3 protein-coding genes are annotated in these 18070 nt (G+C 61.9%); all 3 read left to right on the top strand.

Annotation, left to right across the window (positions count from 1 at the left end; all coding sequences use genetic code 11):
- A partial coding sequence (locus tag FJ222_08390; protein ID MBM4164444.1) for a formylglycine-generating enzyme family protein occupies positions 1-621 on the top strand: 621 nt, incomplete at its 5' end.
- Positions 622-753: 132 nt separating this feature from the next.
- A complete protein-coding gene (locus FJ222_08385) occupies positions 754-1815 on the top strand; it encodes a hypothetical protein (GenBank protein MBM4164443.1) in 1062 nt (353 codons plus the stop codon).
- A gap of 26 nt (positions 1816-1841) precedes the next feature.
- The coding region (locus FJ222_08380) for a hypothetical protein (GenBank protein MBM4164442.1) at positions 1842-18070 on the top strand (16229 nt) is incomplete at its 3' end.

The raw sequence follows: 18070 nt of genomic DNA, 5'->3' as shown, positions 1-18070 counted from the left end.
GATAAAGTCGGATCGGGAAAGGGGACCAACCATCCCGTACAGGGGGTCAATTGGTATGACTGCGTGAAGTGGTGCAACGCCCGGTCCGAGAAAGAGGGACTCACGCCAGTGTATTATGCCGATTCCGACACGTACACGGTATACAGGACGGGGCTGGTCGTGGCGCCGTACGTCAATTCTGCTGCCAACGGCTACCGCCTGCCGACCGTAACCGAATGGCAATACGCCGCGCGCGGCGGGGTGGCCAATGGGCGGTTTCCGTGGAGCGATTCAGACACGATCCAGCATGCGCGCGCAAATTACTTCAGCGAGCTTTTTGATCGCGCCGTCTACGACACGAGCGCCACGCAGCAATGGCACCCGGATTACGATACCGGCTCCATGCCCTACACCAGTCCGGTGGGGTCTTTTGCCCCGACCGGCGCCGGACTCTACGACCTGGCTGGAAACGTTTCCGAGTGGTGCTACGACTGGTATCCCGGCAATGAGAACACGTACCGTACGATTTCTGGGGGCAGTTGGAACGGACCAGCCGAAACGTGTCGGATTGCCGAAACCGGTTTGGCAAGCCCGAACGGAGCCAACACAAGCTATGGCTTCAGGACAGTGCGAAATCCATAAAAAGAGCTGGCGGTTCGATCCGCCTACAAGGTATAATACACGGATGGACTGTCATTGGGCAGGACCAGACAGTGTGGTGGATAGGGGTGTGTCGAGCGCATGGGTGGTCGGTTGAAGCTGGGAGGGTGTTGGATGCACAATCATAACCGGCGAATGTTAGTGGGGTGGGGGGTGCGAACGACGTGGGTTGCTTGTATCGCCGCTTCGCTGACGGTTACCCGGATGGCCTTCGCGGCGGACGCCACAGTCGGCGAGCCGAAGGAAGCCGTTGCTGCGGACACGACACTGGCCGATCGGAAGGCCGCGTTCGCGGCGCTGATGAACACGCGGGCCGGGCTGGCCGAGCGGGTCCGGGAGAGTCAGGCAGTCATTCGCGAAGCCCGCGACACGACGGGGCAGAGCGAGGGTCGCAACTCCGAAACGGGAAAGGCCTACCGCGAGGCGGCGATTCGTGTGGAACAGGCGCTCGACGCCCATCCCCGAATCAAGCAGGTCCAGGAGCAGATTGACGAGGCGCAGGCGAAGAAAGTAGAAGTCGGCCGGCAACTGGCCGAGATTTCTGACGCGCGTCACAATGTCAGAAAGGGCGCGTCCAAGCAATTCAACACAGCGGTCGCCGACGCGGGTGCGGCTGCCGAGGAGGCGCGTCAGGCGCTCCTGAAGCAGGCGGGGGTGCGTGACGCCAAGGATCTCACGGAGGAAGATCAACCGAAATACCGCGCGATTCACACCCGGTTGACCAATGAAATTGCCATCGCCAGGGGGGCGCTCGCGCAGGCTTCCGCCACGAATGCCGTCGCCGCTGGATCGGAGCCGGGCGATATTCTGGCGCGATTTGAGGAAGCCAAGGCTCATTTCGCGGAGATCGAACAGGAGCAGGCTGAGCTCAAGACGGAGATGATGCAGCTCCGGAAGACCCTGCGGACTGAAGATCCGTCCATTGCGACCCTTCAGGAGGCCGCGAGGGAAGCCACTCGGACACACGCGAGCACGATGGCCGCCGCCCCGGATGTAGCCGAGGCGCATGCGTTCATCCGCACGGTCAACACGTTGCGTGGCGACATTGACCGGGAGGCGCGCGTGTTGCGCCGGGCGATTCTGGCCGATGATCCGGCCTGCGAGGCGGAGCTGAATGTACTGGCCCAGGCGGCGGGGCTCGCGCTGGCAGGGGATGATTTTTGGGACGTCAAGTAAGGGTGTTAAGAGGGAAGGACTCATTTATGAAATCAGTCACGACAGATGGACGCTTTGGACTGGTCTTGGCCGCGTTGGCCGCTCTGCTGACGGGTGTGATTACGGTTCGCGCAAACGCGTGGCCGGAATTGCCCAATCACAAATCCTACATTGGCACCCCGTATTTTCCGAAAAACGGACAGGGCAACTACACCTCTTCCGGATTTTCGGTCGGGACGGTCCGTGAGCGGATGGAGAATTTCTACGAAGGCTATTGGCGCGAAACGAGTTACTTCCGCGCCAATCCGACAAACGGGCTCCCCGTGCGCGGCTATTTCATGGACACCAAGACGCCCGGCGAGGTCGCGATGCCCTGGGCGTGGAATCCCGGCGATACCGCTCTGAGCGAAGACCTGATCGCGGGCGCCGTGATCGGGACGGCCTCGGCCGACGTCACGACGGTCTACACGGGAACGTTAGACCCCATACCCCTCAAGGGGCGCCCGCTGACGATTCAGATCGGGAACCGTTTTCTGACCGACACGGCCGGTGGGGGGCAGTTGGGCGGCGACGGATCGGGGACAGTGAACCACGGCACCGGTGCCTACTCGTTCCGGCTCCATGTGGCGGCGGCGGGTGGAACCCCTATCCTGGCCTCCTACACCTACTTTATCAGGGGCGCCGCCGCGTCGCCAGCGGGATGGGCTAATTTTTCCGCGCCCATCGGCGATCCCGGCATCAACCGATTTGCCGACGGCCGTGGCGAGCATTTTGACGAGCTGGCCGACTTGCTGACTCCGGCGGTACGCTACCGCCGTTACGATGTTGCCACCGATTCGGTTGTGGACGACCCGCTAGTGGATGGGTTTTGGACGCCCGGCGAGCGGTTTACGGACATGCCCGGCTTCAACAACCTCACCCCGCCGAACGGTCGCTGGGACCCCTACATTCATGCCGAAGACCGATGGACGCCCGACCGTGCCAACGGTGGAATTGCGCAGTTTGTCCTCTCTGCGGGTCTTCGCACCCTCCTCAATTCGTCTGCTTATGGCGACTTCTTTTTTGACTACGACTTCTCCGTTTTGTCGGTGAGCACCGGGACCCCGCCGCGCGTCCTGACCTACGACGGCTTTGCCGGACTGGTTACCACCAACGCCGTGCTCTGGATCGCCGACAGGACCCGCAAAGTCAATGTTCCATTCATGATCAGCGAATTCGACCTCACCCCGCCGCTGTACTACAACAGCGTAAACACCCTCACAACCACCAACCTCTATGCGGAAGACCGCTGGGTGTGGACGCCCACCAATCGCGTCATCGGTGCCACCGGCGTTGAGGTGCTGGCCGATCCTGTGAAGACGTTCTTAGCCACCCCGAATGTGGGTGATGTGATTGCCGACTATGATTTCTCGGTCAGTGTCTCCACCAACGTGCCGGGAACCCGTGCCAATGCTTCGATCAGCCCGTTGGCATCCTCAAACGCGGTTTTCTACATCGCGGATCTCGACAACGGCACGAATATCGCCGTTAGTCTCAATGAGCTCGATCTGACCCCTCCGCTCTATTTTACCAACCGGTTCTCCGGGATCAACATCCCCATTCCCGCCGAAGACCGCTGGACGCCGACGCACGCCTTCACGGGCATTGCCGGAACCTTGAGAGACTTCGGGCCAATCGCCAGCTACCTGAATTCGCCCGCGGTCGGCGATGCGATCCTCGACTACGACTTTAGTTGTTATCCCGCTTACGATTATTGGACGTTGGGCGTGACCAACATCATCATTTGGCTGGCCGATACAAGCGTCGGAACCAATCGGCCTTTCACCGTCAACCAGCTCGATTTAACGCCACCGCTCTGGTTCCAGAGCGGCGTCCCCTACTATGGACGGTCGAGCGGTCCCGGTTGGGTGACCAGCGACCCCAGCCCCAATCTTGAAGGCGACGCCGCTCATACCTATGTGTCGGAAATACCGAGTCCGGCGTATACCAATATCGCCCGGAACGGTCGTCTGGAGGTCAATTACGACACCTTCGGCGTGCCCGAGATGAACGTCAGCCCACACGCAGTCACGGCCCGTGTGTATTTGGTCAGTGCCATCCTCGACCTGTGCACGAACGCCCCGGGAACGGTGTTCCGGTATCCCGATCCGGTTGACTCCTACAACCGATTTGTCGCGGTCAGCGGACGCGTCGAGGTGCTTGAAAAAGACTACGATTTCTGGTCTTCCTGTGTGAACATGACCGGAACGCCTGCCAATCCCGCGAGTTGGTCCTATCTCTCGATTCCGCTCTATACCGCCTCGCCGATCTGGGGCCGGCCGGTGAACACCAACGGTGTTGCGCATTACACCAACACCGCTGCGGTCGCGGGCGCGCTGAACGAGTTCGAGGATGCGACGGTCCCGCCTGACGATGTCTGGACGCCGGCCGGTCAGATTCCCGGCGGAACGGTTCGTTCTCCCGTTTACGGATCATTCGGCGGCATGCCGGTGACGAACGACACGGATGGGGTGTACGAGGGCGATGCGTCGCACGCCTATCTCTCCGTGAACCCGGTTCCGCCCTATACGAGCGTCGGGCGGTTGGGGCGCTTTGAGTACCAACAGGATCAAGCCTTGCGTCCGTTTGTCTACTTGTCGTCCCAAGGGATTACGCTGCAGACATTTATCCCAGAAGCGACCGTCAACGCTTGTCTGGCCAGTCCCGGAACCGAGCAGCGGGGGTGTATGTATATCGCCGCCGAGGATCGCATCGTGGTGGTGGATACGAGGCGATTCAGTTCGTTGAACAATCTCAATTTGACCACGCCCTTGCCGCTGAACAGGCGGTATCCGGCTCATGTCACCGTCCCGTTGTATTACTCGACGCCGATGTGGGGTCAGCCGGTTGATCCGGCCACGTACACGACGGCTGCGGCGAACATCAACAACCCGTTTGTGGACGCAACCGTACCCAAAGACGACGTGTGGACGCCGGCCACGAATATCACCCAGATCATTCTGGGTTCCATGACGGCGAATTATGGGAACGGTATCACCAATGACGCCGTCCCGGTGATCGAAGGCGATGCCGAGTGGACCTACGTGCGCGACAACTATGCGCCTCCGCCCAACCTGCGGCCGATGTATGCCGATATCGGCTATCTCAATCGGTTGGAATTCAATGTGGATGACGCCGACGTGCCGCATGTGTATCGCAGCGCTCACGAAGTGATCATCAACTCCTATCTGGATTTGCCGATCATTCTGTACAACAACCTGCTGAACGCCCCCGGCGTACAAATTGCTGGATTCGTTTTCACAAACGGTGTTCATGTATTGAGGCCGCCGCTGAGATTCTTTGAGACGAGTCCGTTCATCGCGGATGGCCTGCCGCTGTCGGATTCCAACAATCTGATTCGCGTGGAAGCCCAGATCCATGTTCCGCTCTACTATTCGCTGCCCCTGTGGGGGGCGCCCGAGATTGTGGCCACGTACACCCTGCCGGCAAGCACCGATATCGCCGCCGATCCGTTCATTAATATCGAGAACCCCTTCATCGATGCGCTCGGCGGGGACGATCAGTGGACGCCCGCGATCGCGGAGGAGCCGTTCACGGACTTTATATCCTGGTGGGATCCGATCGGCGGGCTGGCGGGAACGGGTGTGTGGGTTCCGGGATTGTTCGGCACACCCAACAGAGGCGTGCTGCCCGAGGGGGCCGAACCGACCCTCGATTTCTGGTCGTATGATCGGTACACCAACTACATTGCCAACAACTATGCGGGGGATGTTGCCGGCCTGATCGCCCGCTGCGACGACCTCAAGTACGACGGGCCCGAGAACTGGGCCGAGGTCGACAACAACCAGATGCTTCAGACGGGCTTCAATCCGGCGCTGGTAACGGGGATCAGCTTCTGGGACTTCTCGGTTGGGCCGGCCGCCATTACGTCATACAGCAGTTGGTGGTTGAATCGGTATGGGCCTTATGGCTCGACGTATGCAACGTTCGAGAGCCGGCTTCCGATCATGAGCGAATGGAAACCGCAGTTGACCGATGACAACCAGATCTTGCCGTCCACCACGGTGACGAACATGACCCTCAATGGGCCGGTGGCTGTCACGACCTATGGCTCGCTCACGCATCCGCCTGTCGGAACCACGTGGACCTACGACTCGCCGCGTGAATTCGACGATCTGGCCTCGTCGATGTATCACAATCCCGATTTGGGCTCGGCATCCGGGAGCGCGATGCGACAACTGGCTTACCGCCCTGGCGTCGACGCCAATCCCTGGTCTGTCTGGGATGGCGGCGATATGCGACTGGGCGAGGCGACCAGTCCGTGGAGCGGATCGATTGCCGGTCATGATCGCGGCGACAACAATCCGGTCACCGCCGACATTGGCGGAGGGGATGGCTTCGTCCAATCGGCCGGGCCGTATGGATACAATACACATGCCAATTACGGGTATGACGCGGCCAACCAGATGAACCTGGAGTTCTCCACGTGGCGGACGGATGGCGGAGCGCCGACCGGACCGCGCGGCGGCCATCGCAAAGCGTTTGGGTACGACTTCACCAAAGCGGTTTATCGATCATGGCCTGATTCCATCCCGTACGCGCGGGATAACCGTGACGGGAACCTGAACGGGCTGATTGACCAGGGGGAGACCATTCCGGTTAACAGTCACAACTACTACATGGATGCCGATCCCGCGACCTCGGATGACGGCATGCGGACCATGCCCGTGTTGGGATGGGAACGGCTTGCCGAGGACATGGTCGACACGTATGACGTGATCGAAAACTTCGCCACGATCACGAGCTTCCAAGTCGGCGGGCGGACGGGGATCGAATGGGGAATTCTGCAACCGAGCTGGTACGTCTGGCGCGAGGGTGCGACGGCGATGAACACCCTCTCGAATGTGGTTGGGGCGCCGGTTCTCTACGAGGACACCGACAGCTCCGGCGATTTCACCCCCGAAGTGGACGCGCTGTGGGTGGACGCCAACAATGATGGGCTGTTCAATGGACTCGAACCGCTCCTCCACGGCGCTGTCGGCAGTCAGGAAGAGCCGGTCGGCTACGGGCCTGTCACGGTTCGATGGGCTGACATCAACGGGAACGGCACCTACGACATCGGATATGATCTGCTGTGGCGTGACACGATCAACGGCATGCCGCCCGCCAAATTCGACAGCGAACCGGTTTTGCGCGACCTCTCTGGCCGACTCCGGCCGGGAGACGGTCTCGCCAATACATCGGCAAGACTGAGGGCGCGTCATGCCGCATCGGGGCTCATCCGCAGTATTTATGTCTATCCTGCGGTGACCAACTTCACGCTGATGTGGGCTGTGACCAACGGATACAGCGGCGCGAATGAGGCCTATTACGGCAGCACAAACGGCGTCGACCTGATCTATGCCGCCTACGGGGCCTCCCACGCCGCAGGGGTTACAACCGGCGTGCTGTGGTCGGCGACGTCCGCCTACCCGGCTGGCTATGCCACAGGCGCCTACCCGGTCCGTTATGTCTGCCGTACCGTGAACGATCCGGGCTACCAGCCGGGTGACGATGTGTTCATCGACACCAACAATAACGGACGTTACGATGCCGACACGGCGATCTCTCTGCCTCAAGGCTCGCTGCCGCTCAACCGAGCTGGTCAGCTCGCCGAGGCGCAGTCCCTCCAAATCGGGTATACGACCAACGGGGTTGACACGATCTTCCGTCGTGGTGAGAGCGTGGCTTGGCTGGAAACGAATCCTCCCTACAATCAGCGGAGTGCCGAGTTTGTGTTGTTCAACTCGATCATGCTCGCTTCAGGCGCTGTCGGCATCGATATTTCGGCCAATATCCAGTGGATCGACCTCCCGGGAACCAATAATCTCCTGAATGGCGTGTACGATCCGGTGTCAATCATCGCCGATGATAACGTGGACGGGGATGTCACCAGCGGTGACGCGGTGTTCTACGACTTCAACGGAAATGGTCGCTATGAGTACGGGGCGACCGTCTCGATCCCTCTTTACATGGTGGGCCTGGTCAATCAGACCGGCATTGCTTCGCCCGGCCTCTGGCTCGCTGGCCAAGGGTACGGAACCATGACCCGCGATCGGTACATCAGCGGGTTCAATCAAAATCAGCCCGTCGCGATGAACATGCCCAATCCCGGTGTGCTGACGCACGAACAAAGCCACGATGTCCTCGGGTGGCCCGACCTGTACGACTACGACAGATTTTCTTCAGAGGTCGTCAACAATCCGGTGGCGGGCGGGGACCTCATGACGATCCCGGGCGGCATGATACACGGATATCCCGATCTGAAGGTGACCTACGGTGTGACGCAGCAGGAGTTGAACTATGGCCCCTCGGCGATCCTGCAGCGGAACAGCGGACCGCGCACGTTGCTCATGTATCCCGTGGAGCGCTATGTCGACCAGTATTATGTGTTCCGTGACGAGCGGAATCCGGGTGAACGGTTCATCATTCACTTCAATGCCGGAAGCCTGCTGAATACCGTCAATACGAAGAACGAACAGGTGTCGCCCTACGCCAACCCGATCGGCCGCGGCATCATCATCAGCAAATCGGACTCGGGCGCCGCAGGCGGATCGCCGCAGCAACAGCGGGCGAACAATCGTTTCCGATGGCTGTATATCCAGGCCGACGGCTTGTATGAGCTGGAGGACGGCGTCAATACCGTTGAACAAGCCGATGCCTTTGGCATGACCCCGACCACCCGGCAGTTTTCCGCCACCACAAAGCCACCCGCCGTCTGGTTCGATGGCACCGACAGCGGTCTACGGATTGTCGACATGCGCATTCCCACCGATCCCTACGCCCCCGCAGAAGTGGACATCGAATGGGTGACACCCCTCGGAACGCCCGGCGACGGCTCAAATTGGTATTGGGTTCAGTCTGGAGTGGATTCCGATGGCGACGGCATCCCGGACGCATGGGAATACTACTGGTTCGGCCGCTATCCCGATCCGCTGGCCATGGCCAATGCGTTGACAGACTACGATGGCGACGGGCTTTCGGACTACGAAGAGTGGATGACGCATGCCAATCCGACGTGGCAGTCGTCCTGGCAGAGCGAGAATTCGCCGAATCCGATCAGTGACGCAGACTTCGACCTCGATGGCGACACGCTATCGAATCGTGACGAACTGCGCGTGTGGAACACCCGGCCGCGAGACATCGACTCGGATGACGACGGCATCACGGATGGCGACGAGATCAACCGCAGCATCCTGAAACCCGACGGCCGCCGGTTGACCAGCCCGTCGTACTCGCGCTCGCCGCTGGTCGAGAAGGCCCTGCGCCTGGCATACACGAATGAGTATCTCCTGCCGGAGCAGTCGGGCGCGCTGCCGTACGAGCCGAACCCCATTATGGATTTCACCCGGCTCCAGCTCACCAACTGGACCGTCGAGGCGTGGGTCTATCTCGATTCCACGAACGAGACGGGATCGGTCGTGACCCGCGAAACGCTCCAGGGGGCGCTCACGTTCTCTCTGGCGATCAGCAACAACCACCCGTTCGCGGCGTTCCGAACCGTCGCGGGTGTCACCTATCTGGCGCTGTCGCCACAGCCGATCGCCGCATCGAACTGGGTCCACATCGCGGGAACGTATGACCGTGTCGCCAAGGCCTTGAAGATTTACGTCGACGGCGATCTGGTGCAAAGCATCATGGCCTTTGACAACGAGGTCGGCCATCCCGGTTACATCGGCGGCGGGATCGAGACCGCCGCTGCCTGGCTCGGCGGCGGGCTCAATGGCCTCGTGGACGAAGTGCGCATCTGGTCGCGGGCGCGCACCCCTGTTGAAATCGAATTCGGGCATGGCAAGATCGTGAATTCGCCCTGGCGCGTCTTTAATGACGGCAGCTTTGTTGGCGCATCGATGGTCAATGACGGATCGCTGGTCGTCAATCTCCGCTTCGACGACGCTCAGAATCTCACCAACCGGATGGACTATGGCGTCATCGCCTTTGGAGCCGAAGACTGGGTGCATTCTGGCAACTGGCACTATGCGTTGCGGGGCATGCTGACCAGCCAGTTCGACACGAACGCACCGGCGTTGACCCTGAACGAAAGCCAGCCTGATCCGTATGACGACCTCAACGAGGACGGCATCCCGGATTGGTGGCAGCGCATCTACTGGCCGGACTTTGACCCGTTCGTCCCGGGCGAGTCGGACGCCGCAAGCGACCCGGACAACGACGGCGTGGTGAACACCTACGAATACCTCTTGGACCTCAATCCGCTGTCGGATGACACGGATTTGGGCACGCCCGGCACGCCGGGCCGGAACGATCTCGATGGCGACGGACTGGCCGATTTTGACGAGGTGGTCTACTACGGCACCGATCCGCTGAACCCCGACACGGACGATGACGGCATCAGCGACGGCCAGGAGATCCTCGACTTCACCAACCCGCTCTATTCCCGCAGTCCAGAGATTCGGCGGTCCGCAGTGTTGAGCGGCCAGTCTTTGACCATGCCGGAAGGCCCGTCGTTTGCCTCGTCGCGGTTCTCGCTTCCGACGTGGACGGTCGAATTCTGGGTCAAGCTGGACCAAGCCAACACCAGCGGATCGCTGATGAGCCGCGTGCTCACCGGCGGACCGTACAAAGGCTTCACGAACTGGGCGGTGGTCGTCTCCAATAATGTTCCCTACACCTGGTTCCAGACTCGCTCCGGCAGACGGGTGCTCGCGGGCGGCGGCGCCAGCCTGGCCACGAACGAGTGGATACACATCGCCAGCGTCTTCGATCCCGAGCGGGATACGCTGGAGCTGATCGTGAACGGGATCATCTTCACGGCACAGGCCACGTTGGAGCGCCCGGCCATGGGTCTGGGACGCACCACCATCGGCGACATCGGGGTGACCGGGAAGATTGACGAGATCCGCGTGTGGAACCGGGCGCGCACGCGTGCGGAGATCAGCACCCGCAAGGATCTGTTCATGCCGTGGTCTGATGTGGCCACGCTGGATGCCGCGCGGACGCAACGCGCGCTGCTGGAACGCATCCGGCTCACCCCAGAGCAGTACCGTTTCTATGCAGGCACCGCTTATGAGCTGATCACCACGCCGATGACCTATGACCAGGCTCTGGCCCATGCCGCCTCGCTGGGCGGCAGGCTGGTGAGCATCAACAACCCCGGAGAGAATGCCTTTGTGACCGGTCTGGCCCGCGACAGCGGATTCATCTGGCTCGGCTTGAGCGATGCGGCCGAAGAGGGTAACTGGGTGTGGGCGGATGGCACCACGCCGACAGACAACTCCTATGCCAACTGGGAAGTCTGGCGGACCGTTGCGGGGGCCACGACCAACACGTTCACAGAACCCGACGGCGGCGCAGCGCAGAATTATGCCGCCCTCTGGCCTCTGGCGATCCCGGCCCAGATGGTTGAAGCCGGCGGCTGGTACGATGCCAATGGCGCGCAGGCCCTGCCGTTCATCGTGGAATACGACGCGATGGCCATCGGCGGACTCATCGCCTGGTATGTGTTTGACGACAGCACGACCAACACCGTCCAATTCGGCGCCGAAGACTTCATCCACCTCCTCGACTGGCGTTATGCGATCAAGAATGTGACCTTCACCAACGATTCCGCAAGCGTCATCGGCTTCGAGGATCTGGATCAGGACAGCCTGCCCGACTGGTGGGAGCGCCTCTGGTTCGGCGACTTGTCGCCGGGGGCTGGCGACGACCTCGATGGCGACGGGCTCTCCAACCTCTTGGAGTATCGTCTCAACACCAATCCGTCGGATGTCGACACGGACAATGACGGCATTCCGGATGCTGAGGAAGACGCCGACAATGATGGCATCAGCAATCTCGATGAGGTGCTGTTGGGCACCGACCCGCTGAACCCCGATACGGACGATGACGGGTTCCTTGACGGCCAGGAGATATCGCCCTACGAGCTCTGTGCCGACCGCACGATCAGCAGCCCTGTGGACTCGCACAGCCCCCGCCTGAACCGCAGTCTGATCCTGGACGGCAAGACGATTGCGGTGCCGGGCCGGGTCGCGGGATCCACAAGAGACCGGTTCGATCTGTCCGCCTGGACCGTCGAATGCTGGGTGATGCCGACGAACGGCATCCAGACCGGCGTGCTGGTCGAGCGCGTCAACGTGACCGGGCGCACCAACTTCTGTCTGCGCCTGACGAATAATGTGCCGGTCATCGAGTTCACGACCGACGCCCTCCGGCCGTACCGCGCCGGCGGCACCGTCGCCATCCCCGTGAACGAGTGGACGCACCTGGCGGGCATTTGGGATCCCGACAACAATACGCTGAAGCTGATCGTGAACGGCGTCGCCTTCCAGGCGCAGGGCTGCCTCGAGGAATGCGCCAGCGGCGAAGGGTATACCCGCATCGGGACCGGCATGCACGGGCGGCTCGACGATCTGCGCATCTGGGACAAGGTCCGCACCGCCGAGGAAATCGAGACGTGGAAGGACCGGGTTCTCGGCGGCTTCGTTAAGCAGAACGCGACCATCGTGTCGAATGCCACGCGGGTTGCGATCATGGGGCAGGGCGGCTACGATCCGATCGAGGAGCGCCTCCGTGAGGTGAATGTGCCGTACACCTTCGTGCCCACGGACGAACTGCTCTCCGACGCCATGTTCTCGCAATACACGGCGATTTTCTTCCCGTGCTCGGTCGGCGGGCCGGCGGACGATGCGAACGTGCAGCGGAGGATCCGCAATTTCGTGCAGAACGGCGGACGTATTTACGCGGCCTGTTACTCGTGGGATTATTTTACGGGAGCCTTCCCCGAGTCGTCGCAACTCACGTATGGATCCGGCTACAGCAGCCTGGCTCGGATCGTGGATCCGTCTGCGGCGACGTATGTCGGACAGGCCACCATGGACATCCCGGCCGCCTGGGACTGCATCCAGTCGCGCAGCGCCACATTGACGAGCCCCATTCTCGTTAATGACGCGCAACCTGCGGATGACATCTGCTTCCGCTTTACACTCGGCGCCGGCGAGGCCTATTACACCGAATTCCATTCCAGCGGCAACACCGACGGATCGCAGTCCCGGTTCATGCAGTGGCTGGCGTTGCAGGTGGCCAGCGGCAGCACCAGCACCAACACGGTGATCGTCCAGACGCCGATGCCGATCGCCTACTATCTGTTCGACGACGGCGGAAAGACGGCGGAGGATTTCTCGTATCGCCTCGACTCGCGATACGCGCTCAGCGGCGTCCTTGTGACCAACACGACTGCGGCACTGGAAATCGGCGAGTTCGATGACGATCTGAATCTGATTCCGAACTGGTGGCAGAACCTATACGGCTTGAGCTACCAGGCCTCCACCAACGCGGCCTCGACCAACGGCACGGGCGTGATCGGCCCGACGGGGGCTGACACGGACGGAGACGGTCTGAACGACTTGTACGAGTATCTCTCCGACACCAATCCGTACGACCGCGACAGTGATAATGACGGCGTACTGGATGGGCTCGAGGATTACGACGGCGACGGGCTCAATAATCTCGCCGAACAAATGGCTGGAACCGATCCGCGCCTGCGCGATACGGACGATGACGGCCACACCGACGCATGGGAAGTGGCGTACGGTTCCGATCCGACGGATGCGCTCTCCCCGGCCAAGGCGCGCGCTCTGCAATTGGACGGCAGCGCCGACAGCTACGTGCGGGCGCCGCACAGCACACGCTTCAGCCTGCTTGGCTTCGATCTCAGCGCCTGGGTCTATCCGACCGCGACGCCGGCCGGCACCGCCGACATCATTGTGCGCACAGTACAGGCGGGTGTCTATAACTACCGCCTCGCAATCGACAGCCAGCGCCGGCCGTTCGTGTCCTTCACGGCCTCCGACCTGTCGACGAACGTGACGCTGGTCGCGCCAAGCTTCCGCGCCCTGCCGCTCAACGTCTGGACACATGTTCGCGGACGGTTCGACGTCAAGGCGGGCACACTCCAACTCATCCTCAACGACGAGCAGGTGGCGTTCGTGAATACGGCGAAGCGTCCCGCGCAGAGCGGGTTTGGGTTGGTCAACACCCTCATCGGCCGCGGACTGACCGGTTATCTCGACACGGTCCTGATCAACGGATCGCCCGATACCGTGTTGGACTACCGATTTGACGATGACACGGCGGATACCGGCACGGCCGCCAGCGGCACGAGCGGGACGTTTGGCCCGCAGGCGTGGCACCATGGGCAGGTGCAGGACTTTGCGGCGGCGGACAGCAACAATTGGTCCGTCTGCTGGAAAGACGCTGGCACCCTGGTGGGCGCGGCCACGATCATCAAGCTGGGCGAGGACGGATGGACGCCCATCACGGGATCGTTGACCGACACCGATGGCGATGGCCTCCCCGACGAGTGGGAGATCGAACACGGGCTGAATCCGCTGGATCCCGACACAGACGGCGATGGCATCCTGGACGGCGAGGACGATGACGACCTGGACGGGATGGAGAACGCCTCTGAGTGGCTCGCGGGTACCAACCCCAACGACCCCCAGACCATGCCGGGTATCTTTGATGGCGACCTCGACACGGATGGCGACGGGCTGACCAACCGGGAGGAACAGCGTTACGGATCCCATCCCGGTAAGCCAGACACCGACGATGATGGCATGGAGGATGGCGTCGAAGTGGCGGATAATGCCGATGGGTTCACCTTGCCGAACGCCTCGCTCTCACCGACCGACTCGGGCGTCTTGGCGTTGACCGCCGGCAACCAGTACGTTGAGATGCCCAATGACATGCGCTTCCGGTTGACCGGATCCTGGACCGTCGAGGCCTGGGTGCGGCTGGATGGGGGGTTCACGGGCGACGGTCGCATCGTCTCACGCCGTAGCGGAAATGCGGTGAACTACGAACTGGGCTTTGATGGATTCAAGCCCTACACCCGGTTCGTGGGCGTGTACGCCACCAATGTCGTGGAACGCACGGTCATCGCTCCCGTCGCACTCGACCGGACGAATCGCTGGTACCATCTGGCGGGCGTGTACGACGTCGCCGCCGGGGAACTGCGTCTCCATGTTGACGGCGTGGCTGTGGCTTGGAAAACCGTCACGGTCGAGCCCGGAGCCCTCGGAATCTCCGGTTCGGGTATCAACCGCGTGGGCGAAGGATTCGTCGGGCAGATTGACGAGATGCGCATCTGGGACGTCGCCTTCACCGCATCCGAGTTGGGCGCCAACGCCTACCGGACGTTCGAACACGCCAGCGCGATGCCGGTGGCCTACTACCGGTTCGACGATTTTGGCGATACCGTCGAGGATTTCGCCCTGCCGCCGCGCGGCTGGCTGAATAACTGGGCCCATGCCGGCGGGCTGACCAACGGCGCGGCCATGGTCGTGTCGGGCGACACGCCGATCCGGGCCGCAGTCTTCGTCGATGAGGACGTTGACGGCCTGCCCGATTTCTGGGAAATCGCGCTGTATGGGGACATCTTCTCCAGTAACGGTGAGAGCGACGACGATAACGACGGGCTCTCCGCGCTGTACGAATACCACGCGCGACTCCATCCGGGTTATGTCTCCACATTTGACGACGGCATCTTTGACGGTGAGCGCGACTTGGACAATGACGGCTTGAGCAATCTGTTCGAGCAGGAATACGGCACCCGGCCCGATCTGTGGGATACCGATGACGACGGGCTGGACGATTACTCGGAGATCGCGGGTGTGACGCAGAACGATGTGCAGGTTGGGAAGTCTGACCCCTTGCGCTCGACCGACCCGCTGATTCCGCGTGGGCTTGTGCTGGACGGTAGCGGTCGGATGGTCGTGCCGCCTCAGGGCCGGCACTCCATGATGGAATGGACGCTGGCCGCTTGGATTCGTCCGGATGCGGGCAGCACGGGCGGCGTGGTCGTGGCGCGCACGTTCAGCGACAACACCGTCAATTATGAGATGGGCGTGGAAAAAGTTGGCGGCACCCTGCGCCCGTATGTGCGCTACAACAGCCGCACCGCTGCCGTGGTGGCCGAGCATCGGTTGGCCTGGGATGAACCCGGTACAACCATTGTCAATGATCCGTTCGGTGACTTTGTCTGGGTCGCCCCCGCTGTCTGGACGCATCTGGCTGCCACGTACTCGGTGTCCAATGCGCTCTTGTCGCTCTATATTGACGGGACGCTGGTGGCGATACGAACCGACGCGATGGCGGTGCCTGTCATGGGTTCCGGCAGAGGCCGGGCGCTTGCCGGCGAGCTGTCCATCGGTGGCGGCGCTGTGGGCGCGAACGGAGGCGTGATCAACGGCTTCAAAGGCGCGATTGACGACGTGAGGCTCTCGGCTCTGGTTTCATCGGCGGCCGACATCCGGCAGATGATGGGGGGGCAGCTCGTTACCCTTGGGAATCAAGACGCCACCAATACCGTTCTGCGTACGGTCGGCCAGGCTTCGGAGGTGCAGCCACAGTCCGTGCCACGCGAATTCCTGGTGGGCGTGGGATCGAAGGGCGCCATGAGCACGGCCAAGGCCGCGATCGAAGCCAAGGGGCTGATCGTCAAGCGCAGCTTCAAGATTGTCCCGGCGATGCATGTCGCGCTGGCGGACGGTCAAGACCCCGACGTCCTGATGCATGAGCTCCAGGCGCTGGGATCGGTGACATACGTCGAGCCGAACCAGATCCGTCACCTGACGGAGACCTTCCCGAATGATCCCGACTTTGGCTCGCTTTGGGGCCTGAACAACACCGGGCAGGACGGCGGCGTCGCGGACGCCGATATCGACGGTGCCGAGGCGTGGGATGTCGCCACCGGCAATCGCGACGTCATCGTCGCGGTGATTGATACGGGTGTCGACTATAACCATGCCGATCTCGCGGCCAACATGTGGGTCAACCCCGGTGAGATTCCCAATAACAGCGTTGACGACGATGGCAACGGCTATGTGGATGACGTGTACGGGTACGACTTTGAGCTGAACGACAGCGACCCCATGGACAGTGACGGGCATGGGACCCATTGTGCCGGAACCATCGGCGCGGTCGGCAACAACGCCGTGGGTGTGGCGGGTGTGAACTGGACAGCCCGGATCATGGCGCTCAAGGTATTTGACGATGCCGGCACAGGCGCGTCCGACGCCAGCATCGTGGAGGCCATCGAGTATGCGTGGCGCATGGGTGCCCGCGTCAGCAATAACAGCTACGGCGGGATCGGATTCTCGCAGACCATGTACGATGCCATCCGGGTTGCCGGCGAGAACGACCACCTGTACGTCGCCGGAGCCGGAAACAACGGCACCGACAACGACGCGTTGCCCTTCTATCCTGCATCGTTTGACCTCGACAACATCGTCTCGGTGGCGGCAACCGACCGCCGCGACGCGATGGCCGGGTTCAGTTGCTATGGCGCGACCACCGTTGACTTGGGTGCGCCGGGGGTGGACATTCTCAGCACGGCCCCGGGCAACGCCTACCAACTCATGAGCGGCACGTCGATGGCCTGCCCGCATGTGGCGGGCGCGGCGACGCTAATCCTCTCGGTCGACGGCCGCCTGAACTACACGGCGGTCAAGGCTGCGCTGCTCGGTAACGTCGACCCGATCCCGGCGCTTGACGGCCGGTGCGTCAGCGGCGGTCGTCTGAACATAGGCAACATTCTTCCCAACCTTGACGACGGCAGTGGCGGTGGCGGCCAGGTGATCGTGCGCACGCTCGCGGGCTGGTTCAAATTCGACGATGGCGGCGCAACGGTTGAGGACTTCACCCTCGCGGCGGGATGGCGGACCGATTGGCGTTTCGCCGGACAGGTCGAAGGCGGGGCCGTCGTGACGAATGCGTTGGTCGGCGTAACCTCCCGTTACGGGTTCCTGCCGTCTGGCGACACCGATACGGACGGTATCCCCGACTGGTGGGAGGAAGCGTACGGTCTCGACCCGCGCATGGGCAGCGGCGACGACGGCGGGGACGGCGATCCCGACGGCGACGGACTCACCAACTTCTATGAGTACCTGGCTTCGCTGGCCCATCTGGCTCGCGGAGAACGGGGGCTCAATCCGCATCTCTACGACACGAATAACGACGGCGTGAGTGATGCGTTTGAGGACAGCGACAACGATGACATCGCCAACATTCACGAGCAGATTTTCTACCAGACGCATCCCGGTTGGGCCGACTCCGACGACGACGATGCCGAGGATGGTGACGAGCTGACCGTTCGGAGGCGTCCAACCGATTCTGCGAGCGTCTACCAGATGACGGCGCTGACCTTTGGCGGCAGCACGAATCCGGGCGCCAACACGGTGGTGGTCCCGGACAAGGTGGGCACGGCCTTTACGGCACGTCA

The organism is Lentisphaerota bacterium (genome assembly GCA_016873675.1).
Taxonomy (GTDB): domain Bacteria; phylum Verrucomicrobiota; class Kiritimatiellia; order RFP12; family JAAYNR01; genus VGWG01.
The sequence above is the reverse complement of the archived record's forward strand: the minus strand, read 5'-3'. Positions and strand labels throughout refer to the sequence as shown.